The 26,172-nt window shown below is 47.8% G+C and carries 30 protein-coding genes; 13 read left to right on the top strand and 17 right to left on the bottom strand.

Going from position 1 to position 26,172, the window contains the following annotated elements; all coding sequences use genetic code 11:
- Nucleotides 1–34: 34 nt before the first annotated feature.
- From J0A67_RS03710 to J0A67_RS03730, 5 genes are all read right to left on the bottom strand, one after another.
- Complete coding sequence (locus J0A67_RS03710; RefSeq protein WP_206567919.1) at nt 35–1,870, bottom strand: alpha/beta hydrolase-fold protein; 1,836 nt, start codon at nt 1,868–1,870, stop codon at nt 35–37.
- A gap of 219 nt (nt 1,871–2,089) precedes the next feature.
- Nucleotides 2,090–2,524: a PaaI family thioesterase gene (locus J0A67_RS03715; protein ID WP_206567920.1), complete on the bottom strand. Its 435-nt coding sequence runs from the start codon at nt 2,522–2,524 to the stop codon at nt 2,090–2,092.
- Nucleotides 2,521–2,736 carry a DUF2798 domain-containing protein gene (locus J0A67_RS03720; RefSeq protein WP_206567921.1) on the bottom strand — a complete coding sequence of 72 codons (216 nt, stop codon included), beginning with the start codon at nt 2,734–2,736 and terminating at the stop codon, nt 2,521–2,523. The genes J0A67_RS03715 and J0A67_RS03720 overlap by 4 nt, the downstream gene beginning before the upstream one ends.
- A 36-nt stretch (nt 2,737–2,772) precedes the next feature.
- The gene (locus J0A67_RS03725; protein ID WP_206567922.1) at nt 2,773–3,519 is read right to left on the bottom strand and encodes an SDR family oxidoreductase; all 747 of its coding nucleotides are present in this window, start codon (nt 3,517–3,519) and stop codon (nt 2,773–2,775) included.
- A gap of 57 nt (nt 3,520–3,576) precedes the next feature.
- Complete coding sequence (locus J0A67_RS03730; protein WP_206567923.1) at nt 3,577–4,170, bottom strand: TetR/AcrR family transcriptional regulator; 594 nt, start codon at nt 4,168–4,170, stop codon at nt 3,577–3,579.
- Nucleotides 4,171–4,473: 303 nt separating this feature from the next.
- On the opposite strand from J0A67_RS03730, the gene J0A67_RS03735 reads away from it, so the two are divergent.
- From J0A67_RS03735 to J0A67_RS03760, 6 genes are all read left to right on the top strand, one after another.
- On the top strand, nt 4,474–4,851 hold the full coding sequence (locus J0A67_RS03735; RefSeq protein ID WP_206567924.1) for a PH domain-containing protein: 378 nt from the start codon (nt 4,474–4,476) through the stop codon (nt 4,849–4,851).
- 143 nt (nt 4,852–4,994) lie between these two features.
- Nucleotides 4,995–5,696 carry a hypothetical protein gene (locus J0A67_RS03740; protein ID WP_206567925.1) on the top strand — a complete coding sequence of 234 codons (702 nt, stop codon included), beginning with the start codon at nt 4,995–4,997 and terminating at the stop codon, nt 5,694–5,696.
- Nucleotides 5,697–5,824: 128 nt separating this feature from the next.
- Nucleotides 5,825–6,079 (top strand): hypothetical protein, encoded by a 255-nt coding sequence (locus tag J0A67_RS03745; RefSeq protein WP_206567926.1) that lies wholly within the window; start codon nt 5,825–5,827, stop codon nt 6,077–6,079.
- A gap of 98 nt (nt 6,080–6,177) precedes the next feature.
- Complete coding sequence (locus J0A67_RS03750; protein ID WP_206567927.1) at nt 6,178–6,690, top strand: hypothetical protein; 513 nt, start codon at nt 6,178–6,180, stop codon at nt 6,688–6,690.
- A gap of 77 nt (nt 6,691–6,767) precedes the next feature.
- A complete protein-coding gene (locus J0A67_RS03755; protein WP_206567928.1) occupies nt 6,768–7,277 on the top strand; it encodes a QcrA and Rieske domain-containing protein in 510 nt (169 codons plus the stop codon).
- On the top strand, nt 7,274–8,149 hold the full coding sequence (locus J0A67_RS03760) for a DUF5777 family beta-barrel protein (RefSeq protein ID WP_206567929.1): 876 nt from the start codon (nt 7,274–7,276) through the stop codon (nt 8,147–8,149). Before J0A67_RS03755 ends, J0A67_RS03760 begins: the two co-directional genes overlap by 4 nt.
- Nucleotides 8,150–8,167: 18 nt before the next feature.
- Here J0A67_RS03760 and J0A67_RS03765 read toward each other — a convergent pair whose 3' ends face one another.
- Nucleotides 8,168–9,784 carry an ArnT family glycosyltransferase gene (locus tag J0A67_RS03765; protein ID WP_206567930.1) on the bottom strand — a complete coding sequence of 539 codons (1,617 nt, stop codon included), beginning with the start codon at nt 9,782–9,784 and terminating at the stop codon, nt 8,168–8,170.
- Here J0A67_RS03765 and J0A67_RS03770 point away from each other — a divergent pair.
- Complete coding sequence (locus J0A67_RS03770; protein ID WP_317195043.1) at nt 9,759–10,775, top strand: helix-turn-helix transcriptional regulator; 1,017 nt, start codon at nt 9,759–9,761, stop codon at nt 10,773–10,775. The genes J0A67_RS03765 and J0A67_RS03770 overlap by 26 nt on opposite strands.
- Before the next feature lie 96 nt (nt 10,776–10,871).
- On the opposite strand, the gene J0A67_RS03775 is transcribed toward J0A67_RS03770, so the two are convergent.
- From J0A67_RS03775 to J0A67_RS03790, 4 genes are all read right to left on the bottom strand, one after another.
- Entirely contained in the window at nt 10,872–12,383 is a 1,512-nt protein-coding gene (locus J0A67_RS03775; RefSeq protein WP_206567931.1) for a DUF4301 family protein, read from the bottom strand.
- 122 nt (nt 12,384–12,505) lie between these two features.
- Nucleotides 12,506–13,390, bottom strand: a complete 885-nt coding sequence (locus tag J0A67_RS03780) for a 5-oxoprolinase subunit C family protein (protein WP_206567932.1) — start codon at nt 13,388–13,390, stop codon at nt 12,506–12,508.
- Nucleotides 13,387–14,076, bottom strand: a complete 690-nt coding sequence (gene pxpB, locus J0A67_RS03785; RefSeq protein WP_206567933.1) for a 5-oxoprolinase subunit PxpB — start codon at nt 14,074–14,076, stop codon at nt 13,387–13,389. The genes J0A67_RS03780 and pxpB overlap by 4 nt, the downstream gene beginning before the upstream one ends.
- Nucleotides 14,073–14,798: a LamB/YcsF family protein gene (locus J0A67_RS03790; protein WP_206567934.1), complete on the bottom strand. Its 726-nt coding sequence runs from the start codon at nt 14,796–14,798 to the stop codon at nt 14,073–14,075. The genes pxpB and J0A67_RS03790 overlap by 4 nt, the downstream gene beginning before the upstream one ends.
- Before the next feature lie 141 nt (nt 14,799–14,939).
- On the opposite strand from J0A67_RS03790, the gene J0A67_RS03795 reads away from it, so the two are divergent.
- Nucleotides 14,940–15,065, top strand: a complete 126-nt coding sequence (locus J0A67_RS03795; RefSeq protein WP_206567935.1) for a 30S ribosomal protein THX — start codon at nt 14,940–14,942, stop codon at nt 15,063–15,065.
- A 38-nt stretch (nt 15,066–15,103) separates the two neighbouring features.
- Here J0A67_RS03795 and J0A67_RS03800 read toward each other — a convergent pair whose 3' ends face one another.
- Nucleotides 15,104–15,394, bottom strand: a complete 291-nt coding sequence (locus J0A67_RS03800) for a hypothetical protein (RefSeq protein ID WP_206567936.1) — start codon at nt 15,392–15,394, stop codon at nt 15,104–15,106.
- A 220-nt stretch (nt 15,395–15,614) separates the two neighbouring features.
- Nucleotides 15,615–16,130 (bottom strand): YdeI/OmpD-associated family protein, encoded by a 516-nt coding sequence (locus J0A67_RS03805; RefSeq protein ID WP_206567937.1) that lies wholly within the window; start codon nt 16,128–16,130, stop codon nt 15,615–15,617.
- Nucleotides 16,131–16,637: 507 nt separating this feature from the next.
- Between J0A67_RS03805 and J0A67_RS03810 the strand changes: the two genes are divergently transcribed.
- The 5 genes from J0A67_RS03810 (at nt 16,638) to J0A67_RS03830 (ending at nt 20,766) form a co-directional block, all read left to right on the top strand.
- Complete coding sequence (locus J0A67_RS03810; protein ID WP_206567938.1) at nt 16,638–16,880, top strand: hypothetical protein; 243 nt, start codon at nt 16,638–16,640, stop codon at nt 16,878–16,880.
- 115 nt (nt 16,881–16,995) lie between these two features.
- On the top strand, nt 16,996–18,150 hold the full coding sequence (locus tag J0A67_RS03815; protein ID WP_206567939.1) for a methionine aminotransferase: 1,155 nt from the start codon (nt 16,996–16,998) through the stop codon (nt 18,148–18,150).
- Between the two features lie 181 nt (nt 18,151–18,331).
- Nucleotides 18,332–19,204, top strand: a complete 873-nt coding sequence (locus J0A67_RS03820; RefSeq protein ID WP_206567940.1) for a sulfite exporter TauE/SafE family protein — start codon at nt 18,332–18,334, stop codon at nt 19,202–19,204.
- A 100-nt stretch (nt 19,205–19,304) separates the two neighbouring features.
- Complete coding sequence (locus tag J0A67_RS03825) at nt 19,305–20,273, top strand: zinc-dependent alcohol dehydrogenase family protein (RefSeq protein WP_206567941.1); 969 nt, start codon at nt 19,305–19,307, stop codon at nt 20,271–20,273.
- A gap of 70 nt (nt 20,274–20,343) precedes the next feature.
- A complete protein-coding gene (locus J0A67_RS03830; protein ID WP_206567942.1) occupies nt 20,344–20,766 on the top strand; it encodes a hypothetical protein in 423 nt (140 codons plus the stop codon).
- A 123-nt stretch (nt 20,767–20,889) separates the two neighbouring features.
- Here the strand turns inward: J0A67_RS03830 and J0A67_RS03835 are convergent, their stop codons facing one another.
- The 5 genes from J0A67_RS03835 to J0A67_RS03855 all read right to left on the bottom strand — a co-directional run bounded on the left by J0A67_RS03835 (nt 20,890) and on the right by J0A67_RS03855 (nt 26,094).
- Nucleotides 20,890–22,317 (bottom strand): amidohydrolase family protein, encoded by a 1,428-nt coding sequence (locus J0A67_RS03835; protein WP_206567943.1) that lies wholly within the window; start codon nt 22,315–22,317, stop codon nt 20,890–20,892.
- Between the two features lie 5 nt (nt 22,318–22,322).
- A complete protein-coding gene (locus J0A67_RS03840) occupies nt 22,323–23,018 on the bottom strand; it encodes a TetR/AcrR family transcriptional regulator (RefSeq protein ID WP_206567944.1) in 696 nt (231 codons plus the stop codon).
- Nucleotides 23,019–23,156: 138 nt separating this feature from the next.
- Complete coding sequence (gene tyrS / locus J0A67_RS03845) at nt 23,157–24,449, bottom strand: tyrosine--tRNA ligase (RefSeq protein ID WP_206567945.1); 1,293 nt, start codon at nt 24,447–24,449, stop codon at nt 23,157–23,159.
- Nucleotides 24,450–24,654: 205 nt separating this feature from the next.
- Nucleotides 24,655–24,984, bottom strand: coding sequence for a BlaI/MecI/CopY family transcriptional regulator (locus J0A67_RS03850; RefSeq protein ID WP_206567946.1), 330 nt, complete (start codon nt 24,982–24,984; stop codon nt 24,655–24,657).
- A 360-nt stretch (nt 24,985–25,344) separates the two neighbouring features.
- Entirely contained in the window at nt 25,345–26,094 is a 750-nt protein-coding gene (locus J0A67_RS03855) for an acyl-CoA desaturase (RefSeq protein WP_206567947.1), read from the bottom strand.
- Between the last annotated feature and the right edge of the window lie 78 nt (nt 26,095–26,172).

The raw sequence follows: 26,172 nt of genomic DNA on the forward strand, positions 1-26,172 counted from the left end.
GGACTCCTATCCCATGTTAAGAAAAAGCATTGCCTCAGTCCATGTTCTTCTTTTCCACTACCCAGCCAGCTGATTTCGCAAGTGCTGGGGGATTGCCTGTAAAAAGCTTTCCAGCTTCCTCATCTCCCTTGAGTTGCCACATGTACCAGTTGAGTGCTACCCTTGCAAATTCGCCTCCATGTGGCTGTCCATAGGTGCCACCGTGACCCACGTCCAGGTTACCGACAAATACGGGGACATGATTGATACGCCTAAAATCGTCCATCCCATTTCCATAGGCGATGTCGGATTCTCCACCCAGCAGGTAGAGGGTCGGGACTTTGATTTTTTGCAGATGTTCCTTGCTTACTTGGGGCATTCCGGGCATACCAGCTCCGGGATTTCCCAAGACCCCACTGTTGAATACCCCAACCGTTGTGATCCTGGGGTCTCCCGCGACTTCGATGGTCTGCAGTCCCCCGCAGGACATGCCGCTCACGGCAATGTGTTTGGTGTCTATTTTTTGGTAATAGGGGCTGTTTGGATCTGCATTTTGAGCAATAGCCCAGTCTATGGCGTCCAGCAGCTTTTGGGACTTCGAGCGAACGTCGGTTTGTTTGGGCATGGTGCCAATGGCAACGACGAGAAATCCATGGGAAGCTATTTCATTCAGGAAGTTAACATGCTCCCAGGGAGAGTCGAAGCAGGCTCCATTGCCCCAGGCAATTACTGGTAGCTTATTTTCTCCGCCAAAAGGATCAAGGTCTTGAGGTTTAAATATCGTGTGAGTCGGAAGACTGCTCTCTGAGCTCATCACAGCTGGGTATTTGCCCATACCGCCATTTTCTATGATTTCCGAAATGGGGCTTTCCTGAAAGGCAAGATGCTCCGAAAAGAAAGGCAGCGCTTTGGTTTCTATGCGTTCCGCGATGCGGTTGAGATGGTCGCCCTCGTAGCTTTCGTAGAGATGTGCAATCTGGTAGGAGTCCAAAACTTCATGCAGCTTTTTGGTAGCCTCGCTGATGCCCCGATCCTGGGTGCCCGCATCCATACCAATCGCCTTGAGTCTTTTTATATTGGGGATGTATTGATCTATGGTAGTTAGTGTTCGGTTGGCGATGATCTTGTTGATGGCTTCCTGTCTCGGACTACCGTCCTTCGCGGGCAGATCCAGATAAAAAGGCGGATTTTGGGGGTTTGGCGCAAAAGCTGCGGAAGTGGCGAGCGCAGCAATCTCGAAAAAAGAAGCCCCCTGCAACTGTTCCGGGGTGAAAGCCTCAAGTTTGGAGACCATCTCGGGATTGGTAGCCGCTCCTCCTTCCATGCAGCAAGGGCTCAGGGCATAGATGGCCGCATAGACATCAGGATATTTCATGCCCAGGCGAAGTGTGCCATAGCCGCCCATGGAGTGCCCGGCCAACCCCCGGCTTGCCTTGTTAGGTAGGGTACGGTAGTTGGAGTCGATGTGGCGAATCAGCTCTTGGGTGATGAAGGTCTCCCAGTCACCTATGGTAGCCGAGCTTGCGTACATGCTTCCCTTAAACCTGTTGAAAGCATTGGGCATTACCACGATCATTTCTTTGGAAAGGCCCGCGGCGAGAGATTGCTCGATCACCGTCTGGAGGTTGATCCAGTGGTCTTCCCAGCCAAACCACTGGGAATCCGAGTCTGTAAAGCCGTGGAGTATGTAGAGCACAGGGTAGTGCCGCTCAGGGTTGGATTGGTAGGAGGGAGGCAGATAGACGGTTACGTCGCGGTCGGCTGGGTCCCCGCTGAGATTGCCCTCTAATGCTTTGCTGTGTACTTTGATCCGCTCTTTGCTTCCTGTTTGTGCATATGCCAGAGTCAATCCAAAACAGATTAGTAAGGTGAGTAGAAAAATTCTTTTCATAGGTCAATGGGTTTAGGTCATTTCTAAAAATAGTCCTTATCCAGAAGCCATCCAATCGTCTCTTCTTTCTTTTTACCCACTAAACTTTTTATTTTGTGTTCCCAGGGTTGAGGAAAAGGTGTGAAGTCATTTGAGCCAAGATTTCGGTCAAGCAGGAAGAACTCCGCAATGACTCCCGACCAGATCTAGACCCATACCGGTAACCAATACTCGTTTCGTTTAGCTCTTTTTAGGTTCTGTCTTGAACAAATTGGAGTGCCCCTTCGCAATCAGCCTTGTCTGGCTTGCATTCCAGATTTCGCATTCTGCGTTGACAAACTGCCTTCCTTTTTTCAAAATCCTGGTCTTGGCAACTATGGTTTCTCCTAGGGTAGCCGTGGAAAAATAGTCTATCACGTTATTGATCGTGGCGTAGAAGTAGGGTTCGTCATAGGTGAAAAGCGTGGCCCCTAACACGTCGTCTATTATCGCCGCCGTGACTCCTCCATGCAGATTCCCAACGGGATTTAGCCATTCCTCGCGGATTTGGTATTCAAATTCCAAGGAGCCCCTCTCTGCTCTTTTTACCGAAGGTTTCAGCCAGTGCATAAAAGGCGAGGGCGATGCAGAGAATTCCTTCCCTATCTGGGCTTTTATCGATTCTAATGCACTCATTTTTTCGGTATTAGAAGATGGACCAGTTTTTCTACTACCGGGGAGATCAGCAGGATTGCGGGAATCACAATAATGTAGGCGACGGCCCAAGATTGCAACCAGGCGTCGATGTAGCTGAGGGGCCATCCTAGGTTAAGGGAGACCAAGACGAAGGAGATAATCCCCGTCGTGACGATGCCCATCAGCAGGGCAAAGGCGATTTTCTGTTTCATTGCATTCTGGTTTTCGTATAGGTTTGAAAGGTGGCTTCAGGTTCTGACACCTTGCATCAGTTGGAGCGCTTCTTTAGGCGAGGACAAATAGAGACGATACAGGTCTTCGGTATTTCCTACCCGGATTTCATAGTCGTCATTTGCCAAGGCATTCACAAATTGCTCGGCGACCACCGTCGGAGAGATTCCGTTTTTTCCCCCTATCGGTGCGGACAATTCCGTATCCACGAGCGGTGGCATCAGTTCGAAGACCTTCACCCGGCTATCCTGTTCCAAGGCCATGCGTAGAGACTGGGTGTAGGAGTGAAGCGCAGCTTTGCTTGCCGAATAGGTGGCCAATTTTCCCGGCACAAAAGCCACGATGGAAGAAACGTTTACAATTGCGGCGCTTTCCTGTTTTTTGAGCAGAGGCAAAAGTCTCTCGTTCAATCGGATCACCGACAGGTAATTGGTCAACATTTCTTTCCGGGCGATTTCTGACGCATTGGTGTTTTCCTCAGTCAGGTCGTGGAGAAAGGCTCGGCCCGCGTTGTTGACGACTAGGTTGAGCGTGGGGAATTCCACCATGATTTCCGCTACCAAGAGGTCCATGTCATCCGGGTCAGCTATATCCGAAACGATCGGATGGACGTTTTTCAGCTTTGCGGAAGCCTGCAGGAGCCGTTCTTGGTTTCTCCCGGTGATGATGACGGTGTTTCCCTTTTCGGACAGCAATTTCGCCAGCGCAAAGCCTATTCCTGCACTTCCTCCTGTAATCAAGACGGTGTTGTTTGTAGTGTTCATATGTTAGTTGTTTGAGTATTAAAATACCGATCGGTATATTATGGATTAAAATTTTTTCTACTTGGTCAATTCTTCGTCGATAATTTTCAGCACCCTGTCCAAAGCCTGGTTGAGATGTGCTGGATTTTCGAATGTTTTGGACAAAAGGATCCCGCCTTCGATCAGCATGATAAAAAGGGAGGCATAGGTTGCGCCGTTTGCGTTTTCCCTGAATTCCCCTTCCGTTTTGCCTTGCTCGATGAGGCGTTCGACTCGGTCGCTAAGTCTGGTAAATGAATGCCGTACCGTCGACTTCATAAAGGGCAGCGCATCATCCATTTCTGTCGCGGTGTTGAGCAGGGGACAACCACCTCTTTCAAGCATCGAGGCCCAGTTATTCCGATAAAACTCCGTGAATGCGGTCAATTTGCCGTAGAAGCTGCTTTCCAGGCTCATCGCGGTTTCCATTTTTTTGGCCAACAGGCCGGAATTGTGTTTGAAAACTTCGATGGCTACCTCTTCTTTGTTTTTGAAGTTCCCGTAGATGCTGCCTTTGGTCAGACCCGTAGCCTTGGTCATATCCGATAGGGAGGTACCAGAGTAGCCATTCTTGTTAAACAGCGTTGCCGTGCTTTCTATGATAAACTGCCGCGTCTGGTCTGCCTTGGACATTTTCTTTAAGATTTGGTATGGGAGGATGGTCGCAAAGATAGAACTTTTATACCAAACGGTATATTATTGTTTGGGTTTCAGTTTGTGATAAAAAAATGGCGTTGTAGTGTTTTTACGATCGATGGTTTGGTCGCAAGTCTCGCTGCGTTTATTCGGAGGCTGGAAGAATGCCCACAGAAAATCACCCACGCAAGTACTTTTTTTATCCCAACTGATTTTCCTTTCTTGGGAGACGCTTGGAAAAGCTGCCCGGCTCAGCCTGATGCAGCATGTGCACTGAAATCAAATCGAATATCATATCAAATGGGACTGTTTAACAAAATACTGGGAAACGCGAGCGAGGTATCCGTCGAGAAGTTGAGGGAAAAGTATGGTAGATTGCTCTGCGAAGGAGAACAGATCGAACTCGGATTTCAGCTGATTCGGGACACTTTTATGTTTACCGACAAGCGGCTGATCCTGATCGATGTACAAGGGATCACGGGTAGCAAAGCCGAGTACAAGTCCATGCCTTATAAAAGCATCTCCAGGTTTTCTCTGGAAACGGCGGGAACTTTTGACCTGGATGCTGAACTGAAAATCTGGATTTCTAGTGAAAGTCTTCCCTCCATCAGCAAGAAATTCAACAAAAGCATAGATGTGTATGAGGTCCAGCGATACCTAGCAGGCAAGGTGCTTTGAATTTAAAACAAGGGATTCCCACGCTGGAGACCCGGCACCAATACAAATCTGGTTTTCCAGAGGAAGGCTGAAACAATCCAAATTTATCTCGGGAAAAAAAATCTCGCCTCTGCAGGTGGAGAACTCCCGGAAGAGAAAAATCAATGCAGCATAAATTCTATTCAAAATCCCAAAAACAACAAAGCCGTATTCAATTGTTGATTGGGTTGGCAGCGTTTTTAGTCGTTCTATTTCTTTTTATGCTTTCTTGGCTCACCGGCTACTATTTCTTGGTGGTTCTGGTGCTTCCAATCGTCTTGTCCCTTATAGCTCCCTTTTTCGACACACCATCCCTTGTCAAAAGCGGAAGCCTCAGCTATCACTCTCTGCTTTTTCTATCCGAGAAACCCACAGATAATACAATAAAAATACATGGAGGCACACTGCTTGACTATGTATTCGTCATCAATCGTAAGCTGAATGGCAGGCAGCGAAGGGATTTCATCGTCCAGCAATACTTGGAAGGCCTTTTGAACCTGATGGAAGAAAATGAAAACAAATGGCCTAAAGGCGTCAAAATTAAGGGAACCAGCTACATCATCAACGAGAGAACTGCCCAAAGAATTGGTTTCAGGCCAGTCAAAACTGACTATCTCCAAAAACTGCTTTTGACGCTTAATTATTTCAATGTCTTGACAAGCTATTCGATAGCAAACGCCAAGCTGTCATTTCCAAAACTGGGTGGCACGAGATCCTTTGAAGCAAATTTGGAAGAGCTTCTGGAGCGGAGAGAACTTATCAAAGACTTAAATGGAAAGTTAAAAGGCAGGATTGAGAAGAGCCAAGTGGCAGCATTGGTGAATTAAGAACTGAGCGTTAATAGGGTATTGCCAAACGACATGTAAACCAGCGCAAAGGCTGCTGATTAGAAAAAATATAAGCGCTTGTTGCTCACGGACGACCCGTGCATTCCCTTGAGCAATCAAGATCATTCTTGAACGGATTGGGAATTGCTGGAGAAATAATCCCAACCAAAGGACCTACGGAGGATGGGATTGCCATCTTTTTGGACAGTGGTGAAGCGTTCGTAGGAGATTTGCTCCAAGAGCATGAAGCGAGTGAACTGGATGACGAAAAAGCAAAAGACGACTGGGAAAACCTGAGAAGAATGGGCGTAAGCAAAGTTTTTCCCAGCCACTTTAGTCCCAACGAACTGGAAAGAAAGAAGACATACCCAAAGTCTATTTGAAAAGGATATCAATAACTTCCTACTCAAATTTGCAACCTTTCAATATTTCGGTATTCCAATTCTTATAAATCCCCGATCCTTTCTCCTATCTTAAGCCCATGGATTTGGGAAATATCATTTACATCGTCGCGGTAGTGGCCTACTTCATCTATCAGGCGACAAAAAAAAAGCGGGATCAAGAGCTGCCTGATTCCGCGGGGCCTAAACCCGAGACTCCCAAAAAGGGCATGTCGTTCGAGGAACTGCTCAAGGAAATCAGAGACGCGCAAAATCCCATTCCCAGCCCAAAAAGTCCAAAACCCACCAGTGCTTCTCCTATTCCCGTGCCAGTGGAAATTCCCAGGGCAAAGCCTATCGTGCGAAAGCCGACAAGATTGGAGGAAGACGACGAGGAAGCTAGATACTATGAGGGAGCCTACCGATCGAGCCAAGCCAATCCCTATCAGTCTTTTCGTGAGACTACCCCTGCTGAAACAGCCCCCGCTGTGAAATTCGACTATGCTAGCCTAGAGACGAAAAAGATAAATCCTTACGCTGAACTCCTCAAAAATCCCAAAACGCTGAAACAGGCGGTAGTCGTAAGCGAGATTTTGAAGCCCAAGTATTTTTAGCCAAGAGATTTTTCCGTGATATCATCCAAGAGCGAGAGATAATTCGTTTATGTCTTAAAGAACGAAAAAACATCGCTATGGAAAACTCTACTCAGATTGTCAGTGGACGGCTATCCAAATCCCGTAGGGATTTTTTGGAAGAGGCTGGCTTGGGATTGGTCTACGGAACATTGGGACTGACTTTTTTCACTTCCTGCTCCAGCACTGAAGATGCGGATCCCGTCCCTAAAACTCCCAGTGGCAATACCGGAAACGCTGGTGCAGGTACGGGAATCACCATTTCCGGAAATACTGTGACCATAGATTTGACGATTCAAACAGGTCTGGCTGCCTCAGGGGGCTGGTTACTGATCGTCAATGCAAAGGTCTTGGTCGCTAATGTAGGCGGAAGCTATACCGCCCTCACTTCGGTGTGCACCCATCAGGGATGCAGCGACAGCTGGACTTTCTCTAGTGGTCGATATACCTGCAACTGCCATGGCTCGGTATTCAATTCCTCCGGTGCGGTCCTGAGCGGTCCGGCAACCCAGAATCTTGACCAATACAGCGCGAGCGTCTCCGGCAATACTCTTACCATAGTCCGATGAAGCCTAAGTTTTTGATCTGCTTCGGACTTTTGCTGTGCCTTTGCGCCGGCAAGTCCCAGGCGCAGGAGGAAGTCGAAAAGGAGGCAACCTCGGCTGAGACGGTAACGATTTTCCATGCGCCCCGCCATATCAATCTGCTGACTGTGGAGCCCTTACTCAAAAAGACCATGCACTTTGCGCTCATGCATACCTTCGGCACCTTGGATGGAGGAATAGAAAACCTCTTCGGCCTCGACAACGGTGCCAACATCCTTATCGGTTTCGAATATGGTTTGGGTGATCGCGTCTCCATTGGACTCACACGGACAAGCCAGGATAAGGTCTATCAACTCTTTGGCCGTTATCATTTGCTCCAACAAAAATCAGATGAAAGCATTCCGCTTTCCCTCAGCTTCGCCGGTGGTGCAGGTGTGATCTCGGGCGACTATTCCTATTTGCCTACTGAGGAGCAACCGGAGTTTTCGGATCGAATGGTGTATTCCGGACAGGTGATGATCGCCAGGAAGTTTGGTGAGAAGATCAGTCTCGCACTTACCCCCATGTTTTCTTATTTCACCAATCCGCTTGAGATCTATCAGATAGAAGGCACGCAAAACTTCTATCTTGCCCTTGGCATGAGCGGTGCTTGGCACGTAACAGAAAGCTCCTCCCTGACCCTTCAGTGGATTCCTAATCTCAACTCAGATATCAAAAACAACTTTGGGATTGGATGGGACATCAAAGCTGGACAGCACGTGTTTCAGATGTACTTTGTGACTTCTTCTTCACTCAATGAACCCTATCTCTTGGCGGGCTTCAATGGCGTTCCTGGAGAGGAGTTCCGCTTGGGATTCAATGTGAATCGCCTCTTCTTCTTGGGCAAGGACTGGTGAAGCTTTGGGGCACCCAACTTACTTCATCCGAAAAGACCGAATCCAAACCCTTTGCTGTTGCGATTCTTCCTGCATTTTGCAATTTTCTTTGAGGAAAAGTTCCAGTCTATCCACGTCCTCCTGCTCTTTGGGATAGGCGTGCAGATAATAATCATAGAGCAACACTCGGAAGCGGCCAGGTAGATGGGGCTTCAAGGAGTCCAACTTCTCGATCGGAAGCAGGAGATTCTGCGCCTTGTAACCAATTGGCAAGAGTACCTCCCGGCTGAAATGGACAAAGTTGTTGGTGAGGATAGGGCTTTGGTCATCTGGATTTTCAGCTTCGCTTTTTAGCGTTTCCAAAAACTCGGAATAGCCCTTGAGCTGATGCTGGTAATAAACCGAAAACAAGGCCGGGACAAGTAGTATTATGGCAACAGCCCATTCTTTCATCTTTAGTTTTTTCCATTCTACAACTGGGATAAACAAAGCTTGAAATCCAGCCATCTTCCAATCCTGCTGGAACAAACTGATCAGCACTCCTAAAGTAATGAGGGCAACCATCGTTTTTCTAACGCGGGAATTTTCCTCCCATTCCCCCCATCCCTCACTTATCAAAAGTGATAAGATTGGCACCAGTACGATCAAATGCCGTGGATTGAGGTAGAGGGGATTGTAAAACTGGGAATTGGTGCTCATCAGCCAAAAGCAGGTCACTAGACCCAGTGCGGCCAAGCCAAATTCTAGGCTGGGAGAACTGGGATTTTTGCGAAGTTTGGCGAAGGCAGGAAGGGCAAAAACTAGCCAAAGCCAATAGGAACGCTCTACAAAAGTGATGATGGGAGAGATGGTCAGACGCTTGAGCATCACCCAAACAGTCTTGTCTGCGTAGGTGTATTCGGAGACATAGTGCCCGCCCTGTATGGAATGAAAGCGGTAGAGCGGGTCGCCAAACTTCGCCCAAAAGTAAGTCAGATAGGCTGTTCCGAAGAGGAAACCGATTTGAAGCAGGAATATGTAGAAGCGACGCGCGGTTTTCCGCTTTTTCCAATCCCAGAGAAAAAGCAGGATGGGGAGTGGCGCCAAAAAGACAATGGTCTCCTTGGTGAGAAAGCCAAAGAACAATCCCACCATTACCCCCAAGGCGGATAGGCGGGGGCTCTTGTGCCGATATACCGCGGAAAAGATGACTAGGCTTGACCAGAAAACAAGCAGGGAATCAGGATAAACCTTGGTCAAAAAATGGATAAAATAAACCTGCGTGCAGGACCAGGTAACCAATATCCAGGGATTGGCTTTTTGGGGCAAAACCTTCAGCAACATCGCCAAAGTCCCGAGATAGCTCAAGAGGGAAACGAGTGAAATCCTATGCGGTTCAAAACCCAAAAGCGCCCCCATCAATCCACTGGGCACATAGGCTCCCCATCGGCTGGAAAAGTGGTAGGAGCCTGTCTCCATTGAGCCTTCCCAAAACTTTTTCCCAGCAAGTAGGTAATACACATCGTCAGAAAAGGTGATGCCGTCGAAGGAGAAAAGCCAATAGCAAGAAAGGAACAACAGGCTAATAAGAAATGGGGTTTTTCTGGATTGGCATTGGGCTAATTCGATCATGGGCATGATGTAAAAATAGATGATTCTGCGCCATGGCAAGCGCATGTTTTCTGACAATATGCGTCATCGGGTGGGTGGTGAGAGAATCTTATCCCTATTTTTGGACGGGAATCGTCACATCGCCATGAGCAAGTCAGGACAAATCGAACAGCAAAAAATCCTTCGCGTCTTCAAATTGATCAACCTCCTGCAGGGCAATATCGGGAAGCCCGTGCACCGTCTTGCGGAATTGCTGGAGACGGACGAGCGTACCATCTATCGCTATTTCAAACTGCTGGAGGCTTTGGGTTTTGAAGTGGTCAAGGAGTTTAGCAAATACAAGATCAAGCAGCGCCCGGGACAGGATAGCGCTTTGTCCTACAGTACCTTTTCTCCGGAGGAGAGCAACTGGCTAAAGTCCCTGATCGAAAGCCAAGGCAAAGCCAACCTTTTGAGAGATGCCGTACTCCAGAAACTCCAGCTTCGATCAGAGGTCAAGCAGGGTACTGAGCAGTTGTTTAAGGCGCATTTGGGAAGGTTGGTGGATCAGATCGGGCAGGGGATTTCAGAAAAAAAGCAAATCTGGCTGAAGGACTACTACTCGCTCAGCAGCGAGACGGTGTCGGATCGATTAGTCGAGCCGGTGGGATTCTCAAGTGACTACGAAAACATCCATGCTTTTGAACTCGAGAGCAAAAGCATGAAAGTCTTCAAAGTGGAGCGGATAGGAGAGGTAGTCCCTGCTATGGAAGCTTGGAAACATGAAACCAAACACGAACTTCCAGGTGAAGCTATCTTTGGATTTACGGGGAAAAACAGATTCTCCGTAAAGCTGAAACTCAGCAAGCGAGCTTATCAATTGATGCTGGAAGAACACCCAAATGCTTTGCCCTTCATGTTTATCAAAAACCGCAACCAATATTATTTCCAGGGGGAAATTCCCCAGCTTCCCGGCTTGGCAAGATTTATTCTCGGATTGCCGGGAGAGATCAAAGTGGAAGAAGGCGAGGAACTGAAGGCCTATTTGAAAGAACAGCTTGCGAAGGGAATGTTTTGAGAGACGAAAGGCTGGATCCAAGTAAATTGAACAGAGCCAAGCATGGAGAACGTTCACATCTCCATACTTGGCTCTTCTGTCTAGCGACTAAAATCGCTATTGATGCTCGTCTCGCAATAGATCGTTGACGGTTTTCACGGGATTGAAAGTGATCAATGGCACCTCTACAAACAAGGTGTTCCAGCCCGCCATCGCACCGTTCCACAGGCCCGGCAGCTCAAGGGCTTTGAGATCACGCCCGCTCTTGGACTTTTCTGTGATGAAACCCGTCTGCATATCCCGGTACTTCATCAGGTCAAAGGAGTTCCCCGTATAGTCCTTGGTACCGCATACCAAGTCCACCGGGTTGAAGTGCGTGGAGCCTTGAAAGTGCTTTTTTGACTCAGGGTCACCAAGGTCGATTTGGGCTGTTTCCAAAATTTGCAGGGATTGGGATCCATCAGCTTCCTGTATCCAAAAAGGCCCGCCTCCTGGTTCTCCGGTGTTTTTCACCATTCCGCAAACCCGAATAGGGCGGTTGAGTTTGGCTTTCAGGAAATTGGCCTTTTCGTTGGATGAATAAGTCTGAAAGTCGGCGGGGAGTTTCCCTCCCAAATCACCCGTAAAAACTCTTTCGGCCATTTCCGCATACGCGTCTCTATATTCGCTTTCCATCCCCCTCAGGGCCTGAAATACCTTTTCCTGCACTTCCAAGAGGAGCCCGGCTATGGCCATTTTATAGACTTTAGTAGTGCCCTTGATTCGGTCGGGCACCACATTGTCGATGTTTTTGATGAAGATCAGGTCCGCTTCGATGTCGTTGAGATTGTCCAAGAGCGCGCCGTGTCCAGCCGGTCTGAAGAGCAGACTGCCGTCCTCTTCCTCGAATGGCGTGTTGTCCATATTCACCGCAATGGTATCGGTGGATTTTTTCTGTTGGGAATAGGTGACTTCAAAATCAACCCCGCTAGCCGCTTTTAGCCCGGGCAATACTGAAGCGATTTCCGCCTTGAACTTTTCCTCGTGCTCTGGAGACACCGTGAAATGTATCCTCACCTTGTTGTTTTTGCCTACCGCGTATTGCAGTCCTTCCACCAAATGTTCCTGCGCTGGGGTCCGGTTTTCGGTGTCGTACCTGTGGAATCTGAGCAAGCCTTTCGGCAAGTTGCCGTAGCCCAATCCATCTTCGCCCAAAAGCGCTGAGACGATTTTTTTGGAATCCCCCTCATCTAAGCTTGCTTGAATACTGCTTCCTTGTGCTTTCAAAGCTGCGTCAAGGTCTGAGTAAAACGCAAACTTGTCGATGTTGGCGATGAATTTTTGGGTGAAAGCACTTTTTGAGAGATCGCCATCGCCATCCAAAAAGCTGAAGAGATCCTTGAACATCCGCGAGGCAGCTCCCGATGCCGGTACAAATTTTACCACATCAAGCTGGGCTGCTCTCTTGGGATAAGTTTGGGTGAAATGGGCCAATTCGTCTTCGGAAAGTACCCGTATGCCATCTCCCGGTGTGGCTGGAGCGGTAATTTTCAGAAATGGAAAGCCATTCTTAAAGTTCTCAATTTGTTGGGCGACAGTCCCAGGGGTCATTCCCTGGGACTGAATCTTTTCTTCTAGGCCTGCATCCATGGTCGTTCGGGTTATAAAAGTTGTTTTTGAAAGATAGCAGGTGATCGCCCTTTGCTCAAACCGCATTGAAGGTTTTTTGATAAAACGGCCGATTAATTTTATTCCTTAGGCTGCAATCTGACTCAGATTGCCTTATCGGACGTGCTCGAAAGCCGGAATCGAATCTGCTCGGCGGGTTTTTTTTGGGATATAGACCATTGGCTCTCCTCGTCAAGAAGCAAAATCCTCGGGTAGCCGCCAGTCACTTGGGCATCCCTGAGTAGCACAAGTAGCTTTCCTCCGGAAGTCAGTTGGACCATCCCCGGGAAAATGGGGTTGGTAGCAATCTCCGGGACTTGGTTTGGAAGTAATTCCAACAGCTGAATCCCCATCCGATTGCCGAAGTTGGAGACCGTAAACGACTCGCTTACGATTTTTTCCCGGGTTTGAAGGTCAAGCAGACAAAAATCGGGGCCAGGATAGGCCGTCAAAATCTCCTTGGCATACCAATCAGGCGACCATCTTGCTGCCGCATTGTGTCCAGTCACCGGAGTCGGATTGGGAATGTAGCTCAATTCTGCACCAGTAGATAGTTGAGAGATCTCAGTCAGGCCTTTGTAAAAACTTTTGGATCCTAGTACTGACTGCGATTGAAATCCCCTGCTGATGCCGAGATAGATTCTTGCCCCAAGGTGAAAAGTGCCGATTTCCAAGATGTCTCCCGATCGGATTGAGATTATACCGGTCCTTTGGATTTCTCGGCCTTTTAATTTCATGTGGGCTATTGCCCCGGCAAGGGCAATTTGGGTCGGGGAATTGAAACGGATGGCAAATCCGGGTTGGGAGATCTCCAAAACGGCATCGTTTTCGTCATTTTGTAGCAGGTGATTAACCCAGCGAAACGACCTTTGGTCCATTGCTCCAGAACTGGGGACTCCAAATTGTGCGAATCCCATCCTTCCCATGTCTTGAATGGAGCTTCCAGGTCCGGTTTTGAGCAAGATTGCCTTTGCGGATTGGCCATTCATAGGACTTTGGGAGGAATGGGGTTTTGCAATAATCTTTCCATTTCCTCCATTCCAATTGGCTCAAATCTGACTAGGTCACCGGGCTTTGCCCATACAGGTGGGCTCTTCATTGGATCGAATAGGGGCAGCGGACATCTTCCAATCAGGTGCCAGCCCCCTGGACTTTCTGTGGGATAGATTCCGGTCTGGGAACCGCCGATGGCCACCGATCCTTCCTCGACCTTTCGATCAGGTATTGCTTTGCGCGGAGTATGAAGTCGTTCGGATAGGCCATTGAGGTACATGAAGCCGGGGAGAAAACCGAAGAAATGCAGTCGATAAGTGGCCGAAGAATGAAGCTCGATCAGCTGGTTGGCGGTCATACGGTGAATGAGCGCCAAAGAGCCCAGATCTCGACCAAACGCCGGATCGTAGCAGACGGGCAGCATCCAAACGCTTGAGGGAAGCTCGTGTTTTTTTACCTGTAACCGGTGAATGCTATTTTGGAATTGTGTCTGATTTTCAGTGCTTTTCCAGTATATACTTAAAGCTGTAAATCCCTGTCTGATCTCCAAAAATTGCTCGGCAAATTCGACATTCAGTAGATCCATCCATGCCAATTGCTCAGCTAAGAGTGCATCTGTGGGGACTTTATCCCACTGCAACTCCCCGAGGTATGGACTAATAAGGGTATAGCTTGGCTTCATGTCCAGTATCGTTGTCGAACCTGTGGCAAGAAACCCAAAATTCCGGGATTGTCCCCGTGGAAACATATCGTATCGGCGTGAATTGGGAGTGTCTGGCCCGATACGGTTCTTAGTAGCCCATTTGAAAACACAGCATCCAAGTGCGATACCACTTGCTCTAAATGCGTTAAAAGCGAATTCTCAGCTTTTCGGCTGAGTAGCCTGTAGTCATCTTGGTATGCCCTATCACCAAAGATCTCAAGTCTGATCGGGTGATTTTTTGCAAGCGCAGCCTTTTCCAGTTGGGAAAAAGGAGGGACAAGCAGGGGGACATTAGCGTAGTTCCTTTCCAAGAATTCCAGCAGCAATTCCGCCAAGTCGGCGTTTTCCGCCGCATCATTGTACAAGGCTCCGTGAAACTTGATGTGGTCGACGGATAGATTTGCGGCTTGAGCCATGTCGCTAAACAATCCAATCTGGTCCGATAGGCTCGCCACCAAATCCTTTGGGGAGATGTCCAGGGATTTCCTTCCGAAATTTGCCCGGTCAGGATAGGAGGGATGAGCTCCCGCACTCTTCCCATGGGTCTGGATCAGGTCCAAGGTAGTTTGGATAGAACTTCGATCGCCGAAGTGCCCACCGCAGGCCACGCTGCCTAGATCAATCATTGGGATGATTAGCGCTTCATCCGGAATTCCTTCGCCCAGATCACAATTGATTTTATAGCGGCTTCTTTGACTCATCCTGAAAAAGTGCTCCGTGTGCGATAGATTTGTTACGTATTGTTAAAAATAGTCGACTGGGGCCAATTTTCCCCTTCTGGGGTTGACCTGATTTTAGGCGTTTTTTATTTTGGGGCATTGTTCACTTAAATCTGAAATATAATGGGAAAAGGAGACATCAAGTCCAAAAAAGGCAAGGTTCACCGAGGGACGTTTGGAGCTAACCGACCAAAGAAAAAGCAGAACAAGGCGGCAAGAAAAGAAAAGTTGAAGCTTCAAAAAACCTGACCAAATAGAAGAGGACCGAATTTCGGTCCTCTGTTCATTTATTGGCGTGGGAGTATTTCTACCACTGTGCCCGCTAGTGGATCGACTACCACCCGGATGTCTCCCAAAGACGCATCGGTACTTTGGAAGACCACCAAATAATATCCATCAACCCATGCTTCCACCTCGGCCTGTCTCCAATCGCTGATGACGGTTGCTTTTTCAGCACTGGAAAGGGCATTGTAGGCGATTTCGCGATAGACGTCCAAGGGATCTCCTTCTTCCGAATTCGAGCATGCGGCAGCCAAAAACAAAAGAGTCAAAAGAAGGAGGGTATGTATTTTTTGCATGGTTGTTTTGGTTTGAAAAGGTAACGTCTGTCGAAGGATTTTTGCTACCCAAAGGGACTTCAAATCTGGTAGTTTTTCATTTAATATCAAGTCTTTTCTCCCGTCTCCTTACGCATTGGCGTCAAAATTCATCGAAAATTTTATCCTCTAGAAGTTAAATACATGGAAAGTTATGCATGAGATGTTATTACATAAAAATCAGACATACAATATGTAATGGCTATAGATTGTTGTAGTGTTTAATCCAGATGTTCAATTGTTTGAAGTCCAACTTTCCTTTGGCCAACTTGAGGTGGTGTAGGATTGCCAGTGATTTTCTCATCCTGGAATCCGGGTTTTTGACCGTAGTCACGATGTAGATAAGGCTACGTTGTTTGCCGGGAGTCAGCTTTCGAAAGAAACCATTGCCTTCTTCGTCCTGATCGAGGAGTACCGCGAGCTCTTCGGGCACCTCATGGCCAAATTCGCTGTGGTCCCGCTCAATCCGAACAGCAAAGGATTTTTCATGGTCGAGATTGAGCTTTGTCCTCAATTCTTGGTTGACCAAAAGATACCAATAGTCTTTTGACTTCATCAAGGCCATGTGATAAGGTCCTGAGTTTTTGATCCAGACAAGCACACGCCGGTGTTTTTCGTCCATCATCTGGGAAGCATTCTCGTCGGATACAGGAATGTGATAGCTCCAGTGGTTGAAGTCAAACCTCTCTAGTCTACCCGGGAATTCGAGCTGATTCATCCGATCAAGATAGAGAAGCTGCTATTTTCAATCAAGACCAAGCACCAGCGCTTAAGTGCAGTTGGTCGGCTTTTCAAACAAAAACAGAGAAATGCCCTGGTAGACAGATCTCTCAGGCAACGCATTTTGAGTTTTGTTTTGGAAAGGGGCCTTTTTAATGTGGAAAGATTCCCCATTGTTGGCCAAAGAAGTCTCGGCAAGGTTATCCTGTATTTCGGACGGGAATGCCCAAAATTGGACATGTTGGGCCTTTTTTGACATTTTTGCGCGGTAGGCATGGCGATTGGGTAAAAGTTGTTGAATCGGTTTTTTTCGGTCTTTGGTGAATTTTCGGGTCATGTGTTTTAGGCGGAAGATTTATTGAAAATTCTAAAACCTAAAATCTTTTGATCCGTGGACAAGAAACAGGGTGAAGTTCAATTCTCCGCTTTTTCCGACTCCTCATCAGAATCGAAAAGCCGGTTCACCACATTTAAATTTATTGTTTAACCACTAAACACTAATACCATGAATACCTCGAAACAAACGATGACCTACTGGTTGGCAGGTTTGGCTTCTGGAGTCGTTGCCGGATACTTCCTCTATCAGAACAGAGAAAAGCTCGGGCCGCAAAAAGAGAAGCTTGTAAAGCTGCTTGGAGAACTACAGAAAGCTAGCGAAGACATCGGCAAAAAACTGAAAGCCGTGGGCATGGAAGGTTTGGAAAAGGGTAAGGCCCTTGCCAAAAATGCCGGAGAAAACGTGAACTAACCAGCTGGAAATAGACTACCCCTTTAGAGAGCCGCAAATTATTGCGGCTTTTTTCATGTCTTTTCTTTTCGAAAAAAGTGTTTTCTTGAATGTTGTTTTATGACCCAGACTAGCCATGGCAATAGGCTCCAAACTTCCCCATGTAGGTACTACGATCTTCACCGTGATGTCACGCATGGCCTCAGAGGAGGGGGCCATCAATCTTTCCCAGGGATTTCCAGGATTTGGAGCCGATCCTGTGCTTTTGGAATTGGTGGGAAAGTACACCCGGGATGGCTACAACCAGTACCCGCCTATGTCGGGTATTCCCCAGCTGCGTCGAAGACTTGCGGAGAAGACCGAGCTGACCCAGATTTATTTCCCGGATCCAGAGACTGAGGTTACGATTGTTTCTGGAGCCACTGAGGCTCTTTTCTCGGCAGTTACCGCCGTTGTGCGGCCAGGCGATGAGGTGGTTTTGTTGGAGCCCGCCTACGACAGCTATGAGCCCGCGGTCACACTCAATGGAGGTGTACCGGTATACGTCCCGCTCAATGCCGAAGACTTTTCGGTAGATTGGGAAAGGGTAGAAAAGGCTCTCAGTCCTAAAACCCGCCTGATCATGGTCAATTCACCCCATAATCCCAGTGGCTATGTCTGGACGGAGGAAGATATTGACAGCTTGGCGACCTTGGTTAGGGATAGGGATATCTATCTGGTAAGCGATGAGGTGTATGAACACATCACCTTTGACGGCCGAAAACACATTTCTCTGGGTTCGCATCCCGAATTGAGAAATAAGACCTTTGTCTGCGGCTCTTTCGGAAAGACATTCCATGTCACGGGTTGGAAGATAGGGTATTGTATCGCTCCTTCGGATATGACCGTGGAATTCAGAAAGATTCACCAATTCCTGACTTTTACCACGGTGACTCCCATTCAATATGCGCTTGCCGAGTACCTGGAAGAACCCAATCGCTACCTGTCCATTCCTGCCTTTTACCAAAGCAAGCGAGATTTGTTTGCGGGAGGTTTGACCCGGACGGGTTTGATTTTTACCCCAGCCAGGGGAAGCTTCTTCCAGCTTGCATCCTATGGACACCTATCCCAAATCGGCGATCGGGAACTTGCGGAACGAATGACGCGAAGGCTCAAAGTCGCCTGTATCCCCGTATCTGTATTCTACTCCGACCGGCGAGACGACAAGTTTATCCGTTTTTGTTTTGCTAAAGAGGAGGCTGAGCTGTTTGAAGCCTTGGAGCGACTACAGGGCCTGCCGGAAATACTTTGAGCCATCCTTAAAGACTTAATCCGCTGATATTTTGCCATGGGCTGGAGGTCCATATCGATGCTCAAAGCTAGCTCCGGCCAAGCCATTTTTAATTAAACCTATAAATCCTATTAAAATGATAGGATAAATAATTTTTGTTCTTAAGTTTGCAAAACCTACTCGGCAAACCTTGAGAATCTTTATGGAAAAACTGATCCTTCGCCTGCGGAACGAACCCTTCTGGTCGATGTTTTTTGCCTTTGCAGCCGTGATCTTCGCTCTTTTAGTCACGCAGACCCTTACAGAGTCGATCAAGAGCTGGGAGTTGGACATGGAAATGTTTCTCTGGTTCTTGTTAGTGGGTTTTGTAGCCCAGAGTATTGACGGTGCTTTGGGTATGGCCTATGGAGTGAGCTGCAATTCCATCCTTTTGGGAATAGGGATACCTCCCGCCTCGGCTTCAGCTTGGGTACATTTCGCGCAGGTGTTTACGAGTTTGGCTTCGGGGATTTCCCATTGGAAGATGGGTAATGTGGATTGGAAGCTCGCCAAAAGGCTTTTGATTCCCGGCGTGCTGGGATCGATTCTCGGCGCATTTTTGCTGTCCAATGTAAACGGGGAAATGGTCAAGCCGGTAATTGCACTTTACCTGTTTGTGATGGGAATCGTGATCTTGAGAAAAGTGAAAAAAAAGCACGCTTCGAAATTTAACCGGGACAGCAGAAGCCTGCCTGTATTGGCGACAAGTGGGGGCTTCGCGGACGCAGTCGGCGGAGGCGGCTGGGGTCCAATCGTAAACAGCACGCTGGTCAGCAAAGGGAAGATCGCAAGGTATGCGATCGGTACAGGGAATTTTGTCGAGTTTTTTGTCTCCCTTGCCAGTGCTTCCACTTTTTTGTTTTTCGTCAAGGAACTGAGCCTTGCGCCGGTGTTGGGGCTGATCCTCGGCGGTGTGGTAGCGGCTCCCTTCGCAGCCTACATTTGTAAACTCATCAAGCCAAAGCATCTGATGGTTGGCGTAGGCGTGTTGATTATCCTCTTGAGTATTCGCACCTTTTATCTGGCGATAGCGTAAGCGCAGTACAGGTTGGTTTTTGTTTGATTTTTTGTCCCCTTCACCAAACAGTCGGTCTCGCTATCGGGTTGTTTTTCTCTAACCTAATTTCTAAAGCGGCATGAAAGCACTCATTTTTGAACAGACTGGCCTCCCAAAGGACGTCATTCAGCTCCGTGAAGTTCCTACTCCCGATCCCGGGGAAAGTGAAGTGCTGATCCGAGTAAGCGCCCGAAACATCAATCCTGCCGATATCATGTTTGTGCGGGGGATGTATGGAATTACTCCAAATCTTCCCAGTAGTGCTGGCTTTGAGGCGTGCGGAGTTGTCGAAAAAGGCGATCGTGACGGGGCAGTAAAGCCTGGCACTCGCGTTATGTTCACGGCGCTGGGCACTTGGCAGGAATATCTTTGCCTGCCGGCTTCTGCCGTCATTCCCGTACCCAACGAAATGCCGGATGAGGTGGCTTGTCAGGCCTTTGTGAATCCGATGACTGCGTATGCGATGCTCGATAGAGCGAGTCTGAAATCCGGTGAATGGCTGCTGGTGACAGCCGGGGCTTCGGCTTTCGGGAAATTTACACTGCAGATGGCCAAAGCCAAGGGAATCAAGTTTGTCGCAACAGTTCGACATGATTCACAAAAAAGCCTGCTGGAAAGCTTGGGGGCAGATTTGGTCATTAACACGGAAACAGAAAAGCTGCAGAAAGTCATAGGTGAAAAGGTCGGTGGAGGAGTACACACTGTTTTTGATGCGGTTGGCGGGCTACTCGGCGCCAATGCGCTCGCCTGTCTCAGGCCAAACGGCAAGATGATGGTCTTTGGTGGCCTGGCTTTGGAAAACATGCCGATAAACAGCGGACAGCTCATCTTCAAGAATCTCACCATCGAAGGGTTTTGGTTGTCGAATTGGATGGCGCAGCTCAATGGGGAGGAGAAAAAAGCAGCCTTCAGCGAAATATTTGATTTTTTGACGAAGCAGGATTCCAAGATCGCAATCGACGGAAAATACAGATTGGAAGACTTTGCCCTAGCCTTGGAGGCCTACGAGAAACCCGGCCGAAATGGAAAAATCCTTCTGGTGGGTTAATTTCCATGAAATTTTTCGGTGAAAAAAGAAGTATTGGTCATCTTTGCACTTTCAACAAATCAACTAGTCAATGAATTGGGAACAGCTGGATCAGCAACTCACCGAAATCGTAAAAAAAAGGAACCAACTCGCAGCAATGGACTATAGCGATGCAAGCTATGACGATCTGGAAGAGGAGCTGCACGATTTGGAAGACGATTTTAACGAGGAATATGAGGGGATTCTTGAGCCCCAGCTTGAAAAGATCTATTCAAAACTTAAGTCTGATACGGATGTATTGCTTCCATCGGCTTACTTGGCAAACGCATACCGGGAAATGCTCGCCGACGCTAACGGAGTAGTTACCTACGAGGTGAGTGGAAAAGTGGGAGTTCCCATCGAATCGGACCAGTTTGACAAAATGGATGTACGAATCGTCCTGATCCCAAATCCCGCAAGATTTGTCCTGATAGTCAATGGAAAGCAGCTGAAAGATCTCTGGAAGAGCAGGTGATCTGGCCTCTTGGGCAATCTCGCCGTAGACTGAATCCTAGGGCGGGACAGGAAGATCTAAAAAAGGAAAGGCTAGTCCAATGTGGCTAGCCTTTCTTAGTTGTAAGGTTTGCATTCGGGCACATCAGATGGCCTCCTTTTCCTTCACCCAGGCTTTGATTTCGGCAAGTATTTGGTCAAGCTCACCACGCGAAAGGTATTTTCCATCTACGACAACTGCCTCAATGGACAGGGTGTTGGTGATGTTTTCCAAGGGGTTTTGGCTTAGCAGCAAAAGACTAGCCCGTTTGCCCGGTTCGATAGCGCCATACTCATTTTCCAAGCCAAAGTATGCAGGGCCGTTAATGATTGATGCTTGAAGTGCCTGCAAGGGACTCAGGCCGTATTTTACCATCAAGGCCAGCTCCCGGTGGATTGCCAGCCCGGGAAAGTCAAAGGTGTTCAGATATCCTGCATCGGTTCCCGCCATGATTTTCATTCCGGATTTCAAGGCTAGGGGAAGCAATCTGGCAGAGGCCTCAAATTGCATTTTTCGGGTACGTCGGCTCGCAGAATCCTCCTGGGCGTAGCGCTCTATCCTCCATTGGTAGCTTTCCTTCAGTTTTGGTCCTAGGTAGTCGATGATGGTGTCTTTCGAAAAATCCAGGGAATCCAGGTAGGCGATGTTGTAGCTGATCAATAGTGTGGGGACGATGCCAGTGCCCTGTTCCGCAAACTTTTTGAAGTTTAAGGAGGCAACGGAGTCATTTATCGTGCTGAATTGTAGCTTGTTGGCTTCACTTGCCGAAAGTGTGTTCGTAAACCTTCCATCTCGAATTCGATTCTCTTCTGCAGTAGCCGCGCGTAGCAGGTAGCCTTGGTGCTCGATTGTAGTCAAGCCCGCTTTGGAAATTTCATCCAAGGTTATTCCCGGGTGGACGTGTCCGGAAACTGACCATCCACGGGCACGAGCTTTCTTGGTTGCGGAAAGGAATAACTCGGCTGAAAGCGTATTGTCCGTGATTTTCACAAAGTCCACGTCAAGTTTCTCCAGTGAATCCAGGGCCCTGTCCAATTCCTCCTCGGTGCCTATCTCCAGATCTCCAGGCCAGACTGAATTGATGCCTTCGATCTTTGGACCGGAGGTGAAGATCCTGGGGCCCAAACGTACTCCGGAATTGATCTCGGATTTCCATTCCAGTACCTCAATGGGGATATCTCCGGCAGCATCGCGGACAGCGGTCACGCCATAGGCAAGGTAGAGCGGCAAAAGTTGTTCGTTTTCATCCACGTATTCCGCGCCGCCAAAATGCACGTGGTTATCCCAAAGACCAGGCAGTAGAAACCTGGATTCGGCATCGATCTCGATTCTTCCCTTGAACTCTCCAAGCAGGCTGTCGCCTCCCGTCAGATAGATCGAGTCGCCTTCAATCAGTACTACCCGGGAGGGTAGGAGCGCTCCGGACTTGAGGTCGATGACCGTTGCGTTTTTGATAAGCAGTCCAACTTCCGTTTTTGGCGTACAAGACAGTGCTAGGCAAATCGAAGCTAGGGGCAGTAAAATTTTCTTCATTAGGATTAGAAAAGACTGGTCTGGACGATTGCCGGTCTGCTTGCCTGAATAGTGCCTCTGAGCATATCCTGCATCAGCTTGGTGAAGCCGGGTTGCCAAGCTTCGGCGCTGATCTTCGCCTCTTTGCTCTCATATCCGACCGGTCCGCTTATTTTTTCAAACCCGATGATCATCGCCCACACGGTGTAAAAAGTAATTTCTGGCTGAAGCTCGGGTCTTATACTTCCGTCTTTGATCCCTTGGGAAACCATCTGTATTCCCAGCTTGATTGGTTCGTGATGGATCTCCAACAGTTTATGAAAATGGACGGAGTCCAGAATTAACGGGTCTATTTCCTTTCTCAGCGCTGGTTGGTTGTATTTTTTCAACACCTCGAGAAAGTTCAGCACCGCTTGGTAGTAGACGGGCTGTTCCTTGGCAAAATTGACAAGCTTCGCCAAAAGATCACAAAGCATCTCCATGCCGTTTTTTCCCTTTGAGCGGAGTACTTCCCTGAATTCTTCCTTAAACTGGTCGAAGGCCTTTTTGCTCAATGCCATGAACAGATCCTCTTTGTTCTTGTAGTAAAAATAGGTGAGGCCCTTGCTGATACCCGCTTTTTTGGCCACATCCTCCATTCGGGTCGCCTGATAGCCCTTGCTGGTGAACAGCGCCACAGCGGAATCCAGAATTAGTTTTTCCTTGTTTTTTTCTCCTGCCATACTGATTTGTCCATGGGTTAAAAGTCTCTCCCAAAGATATTAAATCAGGGTCAAACGCTCTCCTTGTTTTTTGGCCAAAGGGCACAAAAAAGGCCCCAATTCTGAAATCGAGGCCTTTTTTATCTGGATGTCAGGAGTTTATTTGACTTCCAGTATATAATAATTTTTCTTCCCTTTTTGGATAAGGAGATACTTGTCCTGCAGGAGCGTGAAATTCGGATTGGCATTGGGGTCTCCGAGTTTTTCCTTGTTGATGCTCACACCTCCTCCTTGGATCATCTTTCTAGCCTCGCCCTTGGATGGAAATATTTGAGCTTGCGTTTTTTCACCGAAGAGGTCCAACACTGATTCCATGCCTGCAAACTCTTCTTTGCTGATCTGCACCTGCGGCACGCCTTCAAATACTGCCAAGAAGGTCCTTTCGTCTAAGGAAGCTAGATCTTCTGTCGAGGATTTGCCAAAAAGAATCTCCGAGGCCTTGAGGGCCATTTCGTAATCTTCCTGGCTGTGCACCATCACCGTGACCTGTTTGGCGATTTCTTTTTGCAGAAGTCTCAAATGAGGCGCGGCAGCGTGGTCGGATTCGAGGTTTTCTATCGTTTGCTGGTCAAGCACGGTGAAAATCCGAATGTACTTGCTGGCATCCTCATCGGACACATTTAGCCAAAACTGGTAGAAGGCATACGGCGAGGTCTTCTCTGGATCAAGCCATACGGAGCCGCCTTCCGTCTTGCCAAACTTGGTGCCGTCTGCCTTGGTGATCAGCGGAACGGTCAGGGCATAGGCACTGCCACCACCCATTCGTCGGATCAGCTCAGTGCCTGTGACAATGTTACCCCATTGGTCGGAGCCGCCGAGCTGGATCGAGCAGTTGTTGTTTTTCCAAAGATGGTAGAAGTCATAACCTTGAATCAGCTGGTAACTGAATTCGGTAAAGGACAAGCCATTTCCATCCTCCAAACGACGTTTAACACTGTCTTTGGACATCATGTAGTTTACGGTGATGTGCTTTCCTACGTCTCGGATAAACTCCAGGAATGAGAATTGCGAAATCCAGTCAAAATTGTTGACGAGCTCTGCCTTGTTGGTCGTGGCACCGGAAAAATCGAGAAACTTGGAGAGCTGTTTTTGGATGCAGGCGACGTTGTGGTCGAGCGTGGCCTTATCGAGGAGATTACGCTCGGCTGACTTGAAAGAGGGATCGCCGATCATGCCGGTTGCACCTCCTACTAACGCAAAGGGTTTGTGGCCGGCACGCTGAAAATGCAGCAATGTCATTACACCCACCAAGTGGCCGATGTGGAGAGAATCCGCAGTAGGGTCAAAACCCAAGTAGGCGGAGGCCATTCCTTTGTTCAGGTGTTCTTCGATCTCCGGTGTCATGTCCTGGAGCATTCCTCTCCATCTCAGCTCTTGTATAAATGAATTCATTGGGAAGGGTCTTTTTTATCAGGGGGCAAATATAAGCCTTCGCAAGGGAGTATCGAAGCGGCTGACAGTCTTTCCTGAAGAAAGCTGGTCCGTTGATCCCATCCACGATATGAGGGATAAATCCCCAACGCATGTACATATCGCCTAAAAAAGAAAAACCCGGTCAATTTGACCGGGCTTCTTTACTCTTTTCGATGATGATTTTTTACTGATACTGTTTGGTGTTCAGCGATTCATCATTTTTGAAAAACTGACTCATTTTCGCAAATGAACTGTCGAAATATCCCTCAAGCATTCGTTTGATGATAAATGTCCTGTATTCATCCTTGGACACAATCGGGAAATATTCGTGGCTTTTACCGTAGGATTTGTGGCTTACAAATCCCTTTCTTTCAAGGATTCTTACGATCGTTGAAACGGTGTTGTATGCAGGCTTGGGTTCTGTCATTGGAGTTAGGATATCTTTCACGAATCCGCGCTCGATATCCCAAAGGATCTGCATAATCTCCTCTTCCGCTCTTGTTAATGGTTTCATAAGGTGTTAAGTTTTAAATCAATAGAAAATTATTCGTTTAGTTCCTTAAATCCAAAAGAATTAAGATAATATTTATACTATTTAGTTGGTGTTTTTCACTAAAATACTGACAGTAAACTATATAGACTTTTTCCGCGGTATCCTTAATTACAGACTGTTTTTCTGATAAAAGAGAAAGGTATACCCAGGGAGTCAGCAAAAATCTTGAAACACTACTAGCCAATAAGGTGCCAAGGAAGTTTAAAAGTCTGTCTCTCCTAGTTAAAATGATGCTAAAAGCGGAAAAAAATCTGTAAAAATCCCATTTATTATAAAAAAAAAGACCGCTCGGAAGCGGTCCTGGTAGCTTGGTCAGACGGACTAGGCAGTCCTTAGTCGTATTATCCCCGTGGCGTGAAGCAACTTCACAATTGGGTAGGTAGGATCAAACTCATACCATTTGACCGCAAAGTTGGGTCGGTTCGGCAGCTTGTGGTGATTGTTTTGGAAAAGCTCGCCCAGCATCAGCACATCGAGCAGCAGGGAGTTTTTTGATTTGTCGTTGTTGTCAAAGTTTGCATAGCCATACTTGTGGCCGCTCCAGTTGACAATTGCTCCGTGTACAGGCCCCATCAGAAAGTGGATAGGGAGCAAAAAGTACATCCACCAGTGTGTGCCCGGCAGTTCAAATACGGAAATGCAAAGGACATAAATTAAAACGTAAATCAGAATCCAACCCACTCGGATCGTCATATTGTCGGCAAATTTGTCAAAAGCGTTCCAGTTGGGGATATCCTTCGAGAAGCGCTCCTCGGGCTTGAGCTTGAAGCTGAAATAGTCGTTGTAGATATTTTTCGTCTTCCACATCATCGTGAACAGGTTTTCGGTATGATGGGGACTGTGTGGGTCTTTAGGTGTGTCGGAGTAGGCGTGGTGCATGCGATGCAGAATCGCATAGGCCCTTGGCGATAGGTAAGAACTGCCCTGCCATATCCAGGTGAAGAAATAGAAGAACTTTTCCCAAAATTTGCTCATGACGAACATCTGGTGGGCAGCGTATCTGTGAAGGAAGAAACTCTGGCAAAACAGGGAGAAATACCAGTGAAGCAGGAAGAAGACGATTATAATCACTCAGGTAATTTTTATATTCAGGCTACAAATATAAGGCTTGATCGGGTTAGATTCTTAATTGGCAGAAGAATACGGCCA

Origin of the sequence: Algoriphagus aestuariicola (genome assembly GCF_017254835.1) — a bacterium.
In the GTDB taxonomy this organism is placed as follows: domain Bacteria; phylum Bacteroidota; class Bacteroidia; order Cytophagales; family Cyclobacteriaceae; genus Algoriphagus; species Algoriphagus aestuariicola.

Excerpts from the sequence above, each read along its gene's own strand:
- J0A67_RS03710 (WP_206567919.1), bottom strand. The coding sequence starts at position 1,870 with ATGAAAAGAATTTTTCTACTCACCTTACTAATCTGTTTTGGATTGACT.
- J0A67_RS03715 (WP_206567920.1), bottom strand. The coding sequence starts at position 2,524 with ATGAGTGCATTAGAATCGATAAAAGCCCAGATAGGGAAGGAATTCTCT.
- J0A67_RS03720 (WP_206567921.1), bottom strand. The coding sequence starts at position 2,736 with ATGAAACAGAAAATCGCCTTTGCCCTGCTGATGGGCATCGTCACGACG.
- J0A67_RS03725 (WP_206567922.1), bottom strand. The coding sequence starts at position 3,519 with ATGAACACTACAAACAACACCGTCTTGATTACAGGAGGAAGTGCAGGA.
- J0A67_RS03730 (WP_206567923.1), bottom strand. The coding sequence starts at position 4,170 with ATGTCCAAGGCAGACCAGACGCGGCAGTTTATCATAGAAAGCACGGCA.
- J0A67_RS03735 (WP_206567924.1), top strand. The coding sequence starts at position 4,474 with ATGGGACTGTTTAACAAAATACTGGGAAACGCGAGCGAGGTATCCGTC.
- J0A67_RS03740 (WP_206567925.1), top strand. The coding sequence starts at position 4,995 with ATGCAGCATAAATTCTATTCAAAATCCCAAAAACAACAAAGCCGTATT.
- J0A67_RS03750 (WP_206567927.1), top strand. The coding sequence starts at position 6,178 with ATGGATTTGGGAAATATCATTTACATCGTCGCGGTAGTGGCCTACTTC.
- J0A67_RS03755 (WP_206567928.1), top strand. The coding sequence starts at position 6,768 with ATGGAAAACTCTACTCAGATTGTCAGTGGACGGCTATCCAAATCCCGT.
- J0A67_RS03760 (WP_206567929.1), top strand. The coding sequence starts at position 7,274 with ATGAAGCCTAAGTTTTTGATCTGCTTCGGACTTTTGCTGTGCCTTTGC.
- J0A67_RS03770 (WP_317195043.1), top strand. The coding sequence starts at position 9,759 with ATGATTCTGCGCCATGGCAAGCGCATGTTTTCTGACAATATGCGTCAT.
- J0A67_RS03765 (WP_206567930.1), bottom strand. The coding sequence starts at position 9,784 with ATGCGCTTGCCATGGCGCAGAATCATCTATTTTTACATCATGCCCATG.
- J0A67_RS03775 (WP_206567931.1), bottom strand. The coding sequence starts at position 12,383 with ATGGATGCAGGCCTAGAAGAAAAGATTCAGTCCCAGGGAATGACCCCT.
- J0A67_RS03780 (WP_206567932.1), bottom strand. The coding sequence starts at position 13,390 with ATGAATGGCCAATCCGCAAAGGCAATCTTGCTCAAAACCGGACCTGGA.
- pxpB (WP_206567933.1), bottom strand. The coding sequence starts at position 14,076 with ATGAAGCCAAGCTATACCCTTATTAGTCCATACCTCGGGGAGTTGCAG.
- J0A67_RS03790 (WP_206567934.1), bottom strand. The coding sequence starts at position 14,798 with ATGAGTCAAAGAAGCCGCTATAAAATCAATTGTGATCTGGGCGAAGGA.
- J0A67_RS03795 (WP_206567935.1), top strand. The coding sequence starts at position 14,940 with ATGGGAAAAGGAGACATCAAGTCCAAAAAAGGCAAGGTTCACCGAGGG.
- J0A67_RS03800 (WP_206567936.1), bottom strand. The coding sequence starts at position 15,394 with ATGCAAAAAATACATACCCTCCTTCTTTTGACTCTTTTGTTTTTGGCT.
- J0A67_RS03805 (WP_206567937.1), bottom strand. The coding sequence starts at position 16,130 with ATGAATCAGCTCGAATTCCCGGGTAGACTAGAGAGGTTTGACTTCAAC.
- J0A67_RS03810 (WP_206567938.1), top strand. The coding sequence starts at position 16,638 with ATGAATACCTCGAAACAAACGATGACCTACTGGTTGGCAGGTTTGGCT.
- J0A67_RS03815 (WP_206567939.1), top strand. The coding sequence starts at position 16,996 with ATGGCAATAGGCTCCAAACTTCCCCATGTAGGTACTACGATCTTCACC.
- J0A67_RS03820 (WP_206567940.1), top strand. The coding sequence starts at position 18,332 with ATGGAAAAACTGATCCTTCGCCTGCGGAACGAACCCTTCTGGTCGATG.
- J0A67_RS03825 (WP_206567941.1), top strand. The coding sequence starts at position 19,305 with ATGAAAGCACTCATTTTTGAACAGACTGGCCTCCCAAAGGACGTCATT.
- J0A67_RS03830 (WP_206567942.1), top strand. The coding sequence starts at position 20,344 with ATGAATTGGGAACAGCTGGATCAGCAACTCACCGAAATCGTAAAAAAA.
- J0A67_RS03835 (WP_206567943.1), bottom strand. The coding sequence starts at position 22,317 with ATGAAGAAAATTTTACTGCCCCTAGCTTCGATTTGCCTAGCACTGTCT.
- J0A67_RS03840 (WP_206567944.1), bottom strand. The coding sequence starts at position 23,018 with ATGGCAGGAGAAAAAAACAAGGAAAAACTAATTCTGGATTCCGCTGTG.
- tyrS (WP_206567945.1), bottom strand. The coding sequence starts at position 24,449 with ATGAATTCATTTATACAAGAGCTGAGATGGAGAGGAATGCTCCAGGAC.
- J0A67_RS03850 (WP_206567946.1), bottom strand. The coding sequence starts at position 24,984 with ATGAAACCATTAACAAGAGCGGAAGAGGAGATTATGCAGATCCTTTGG.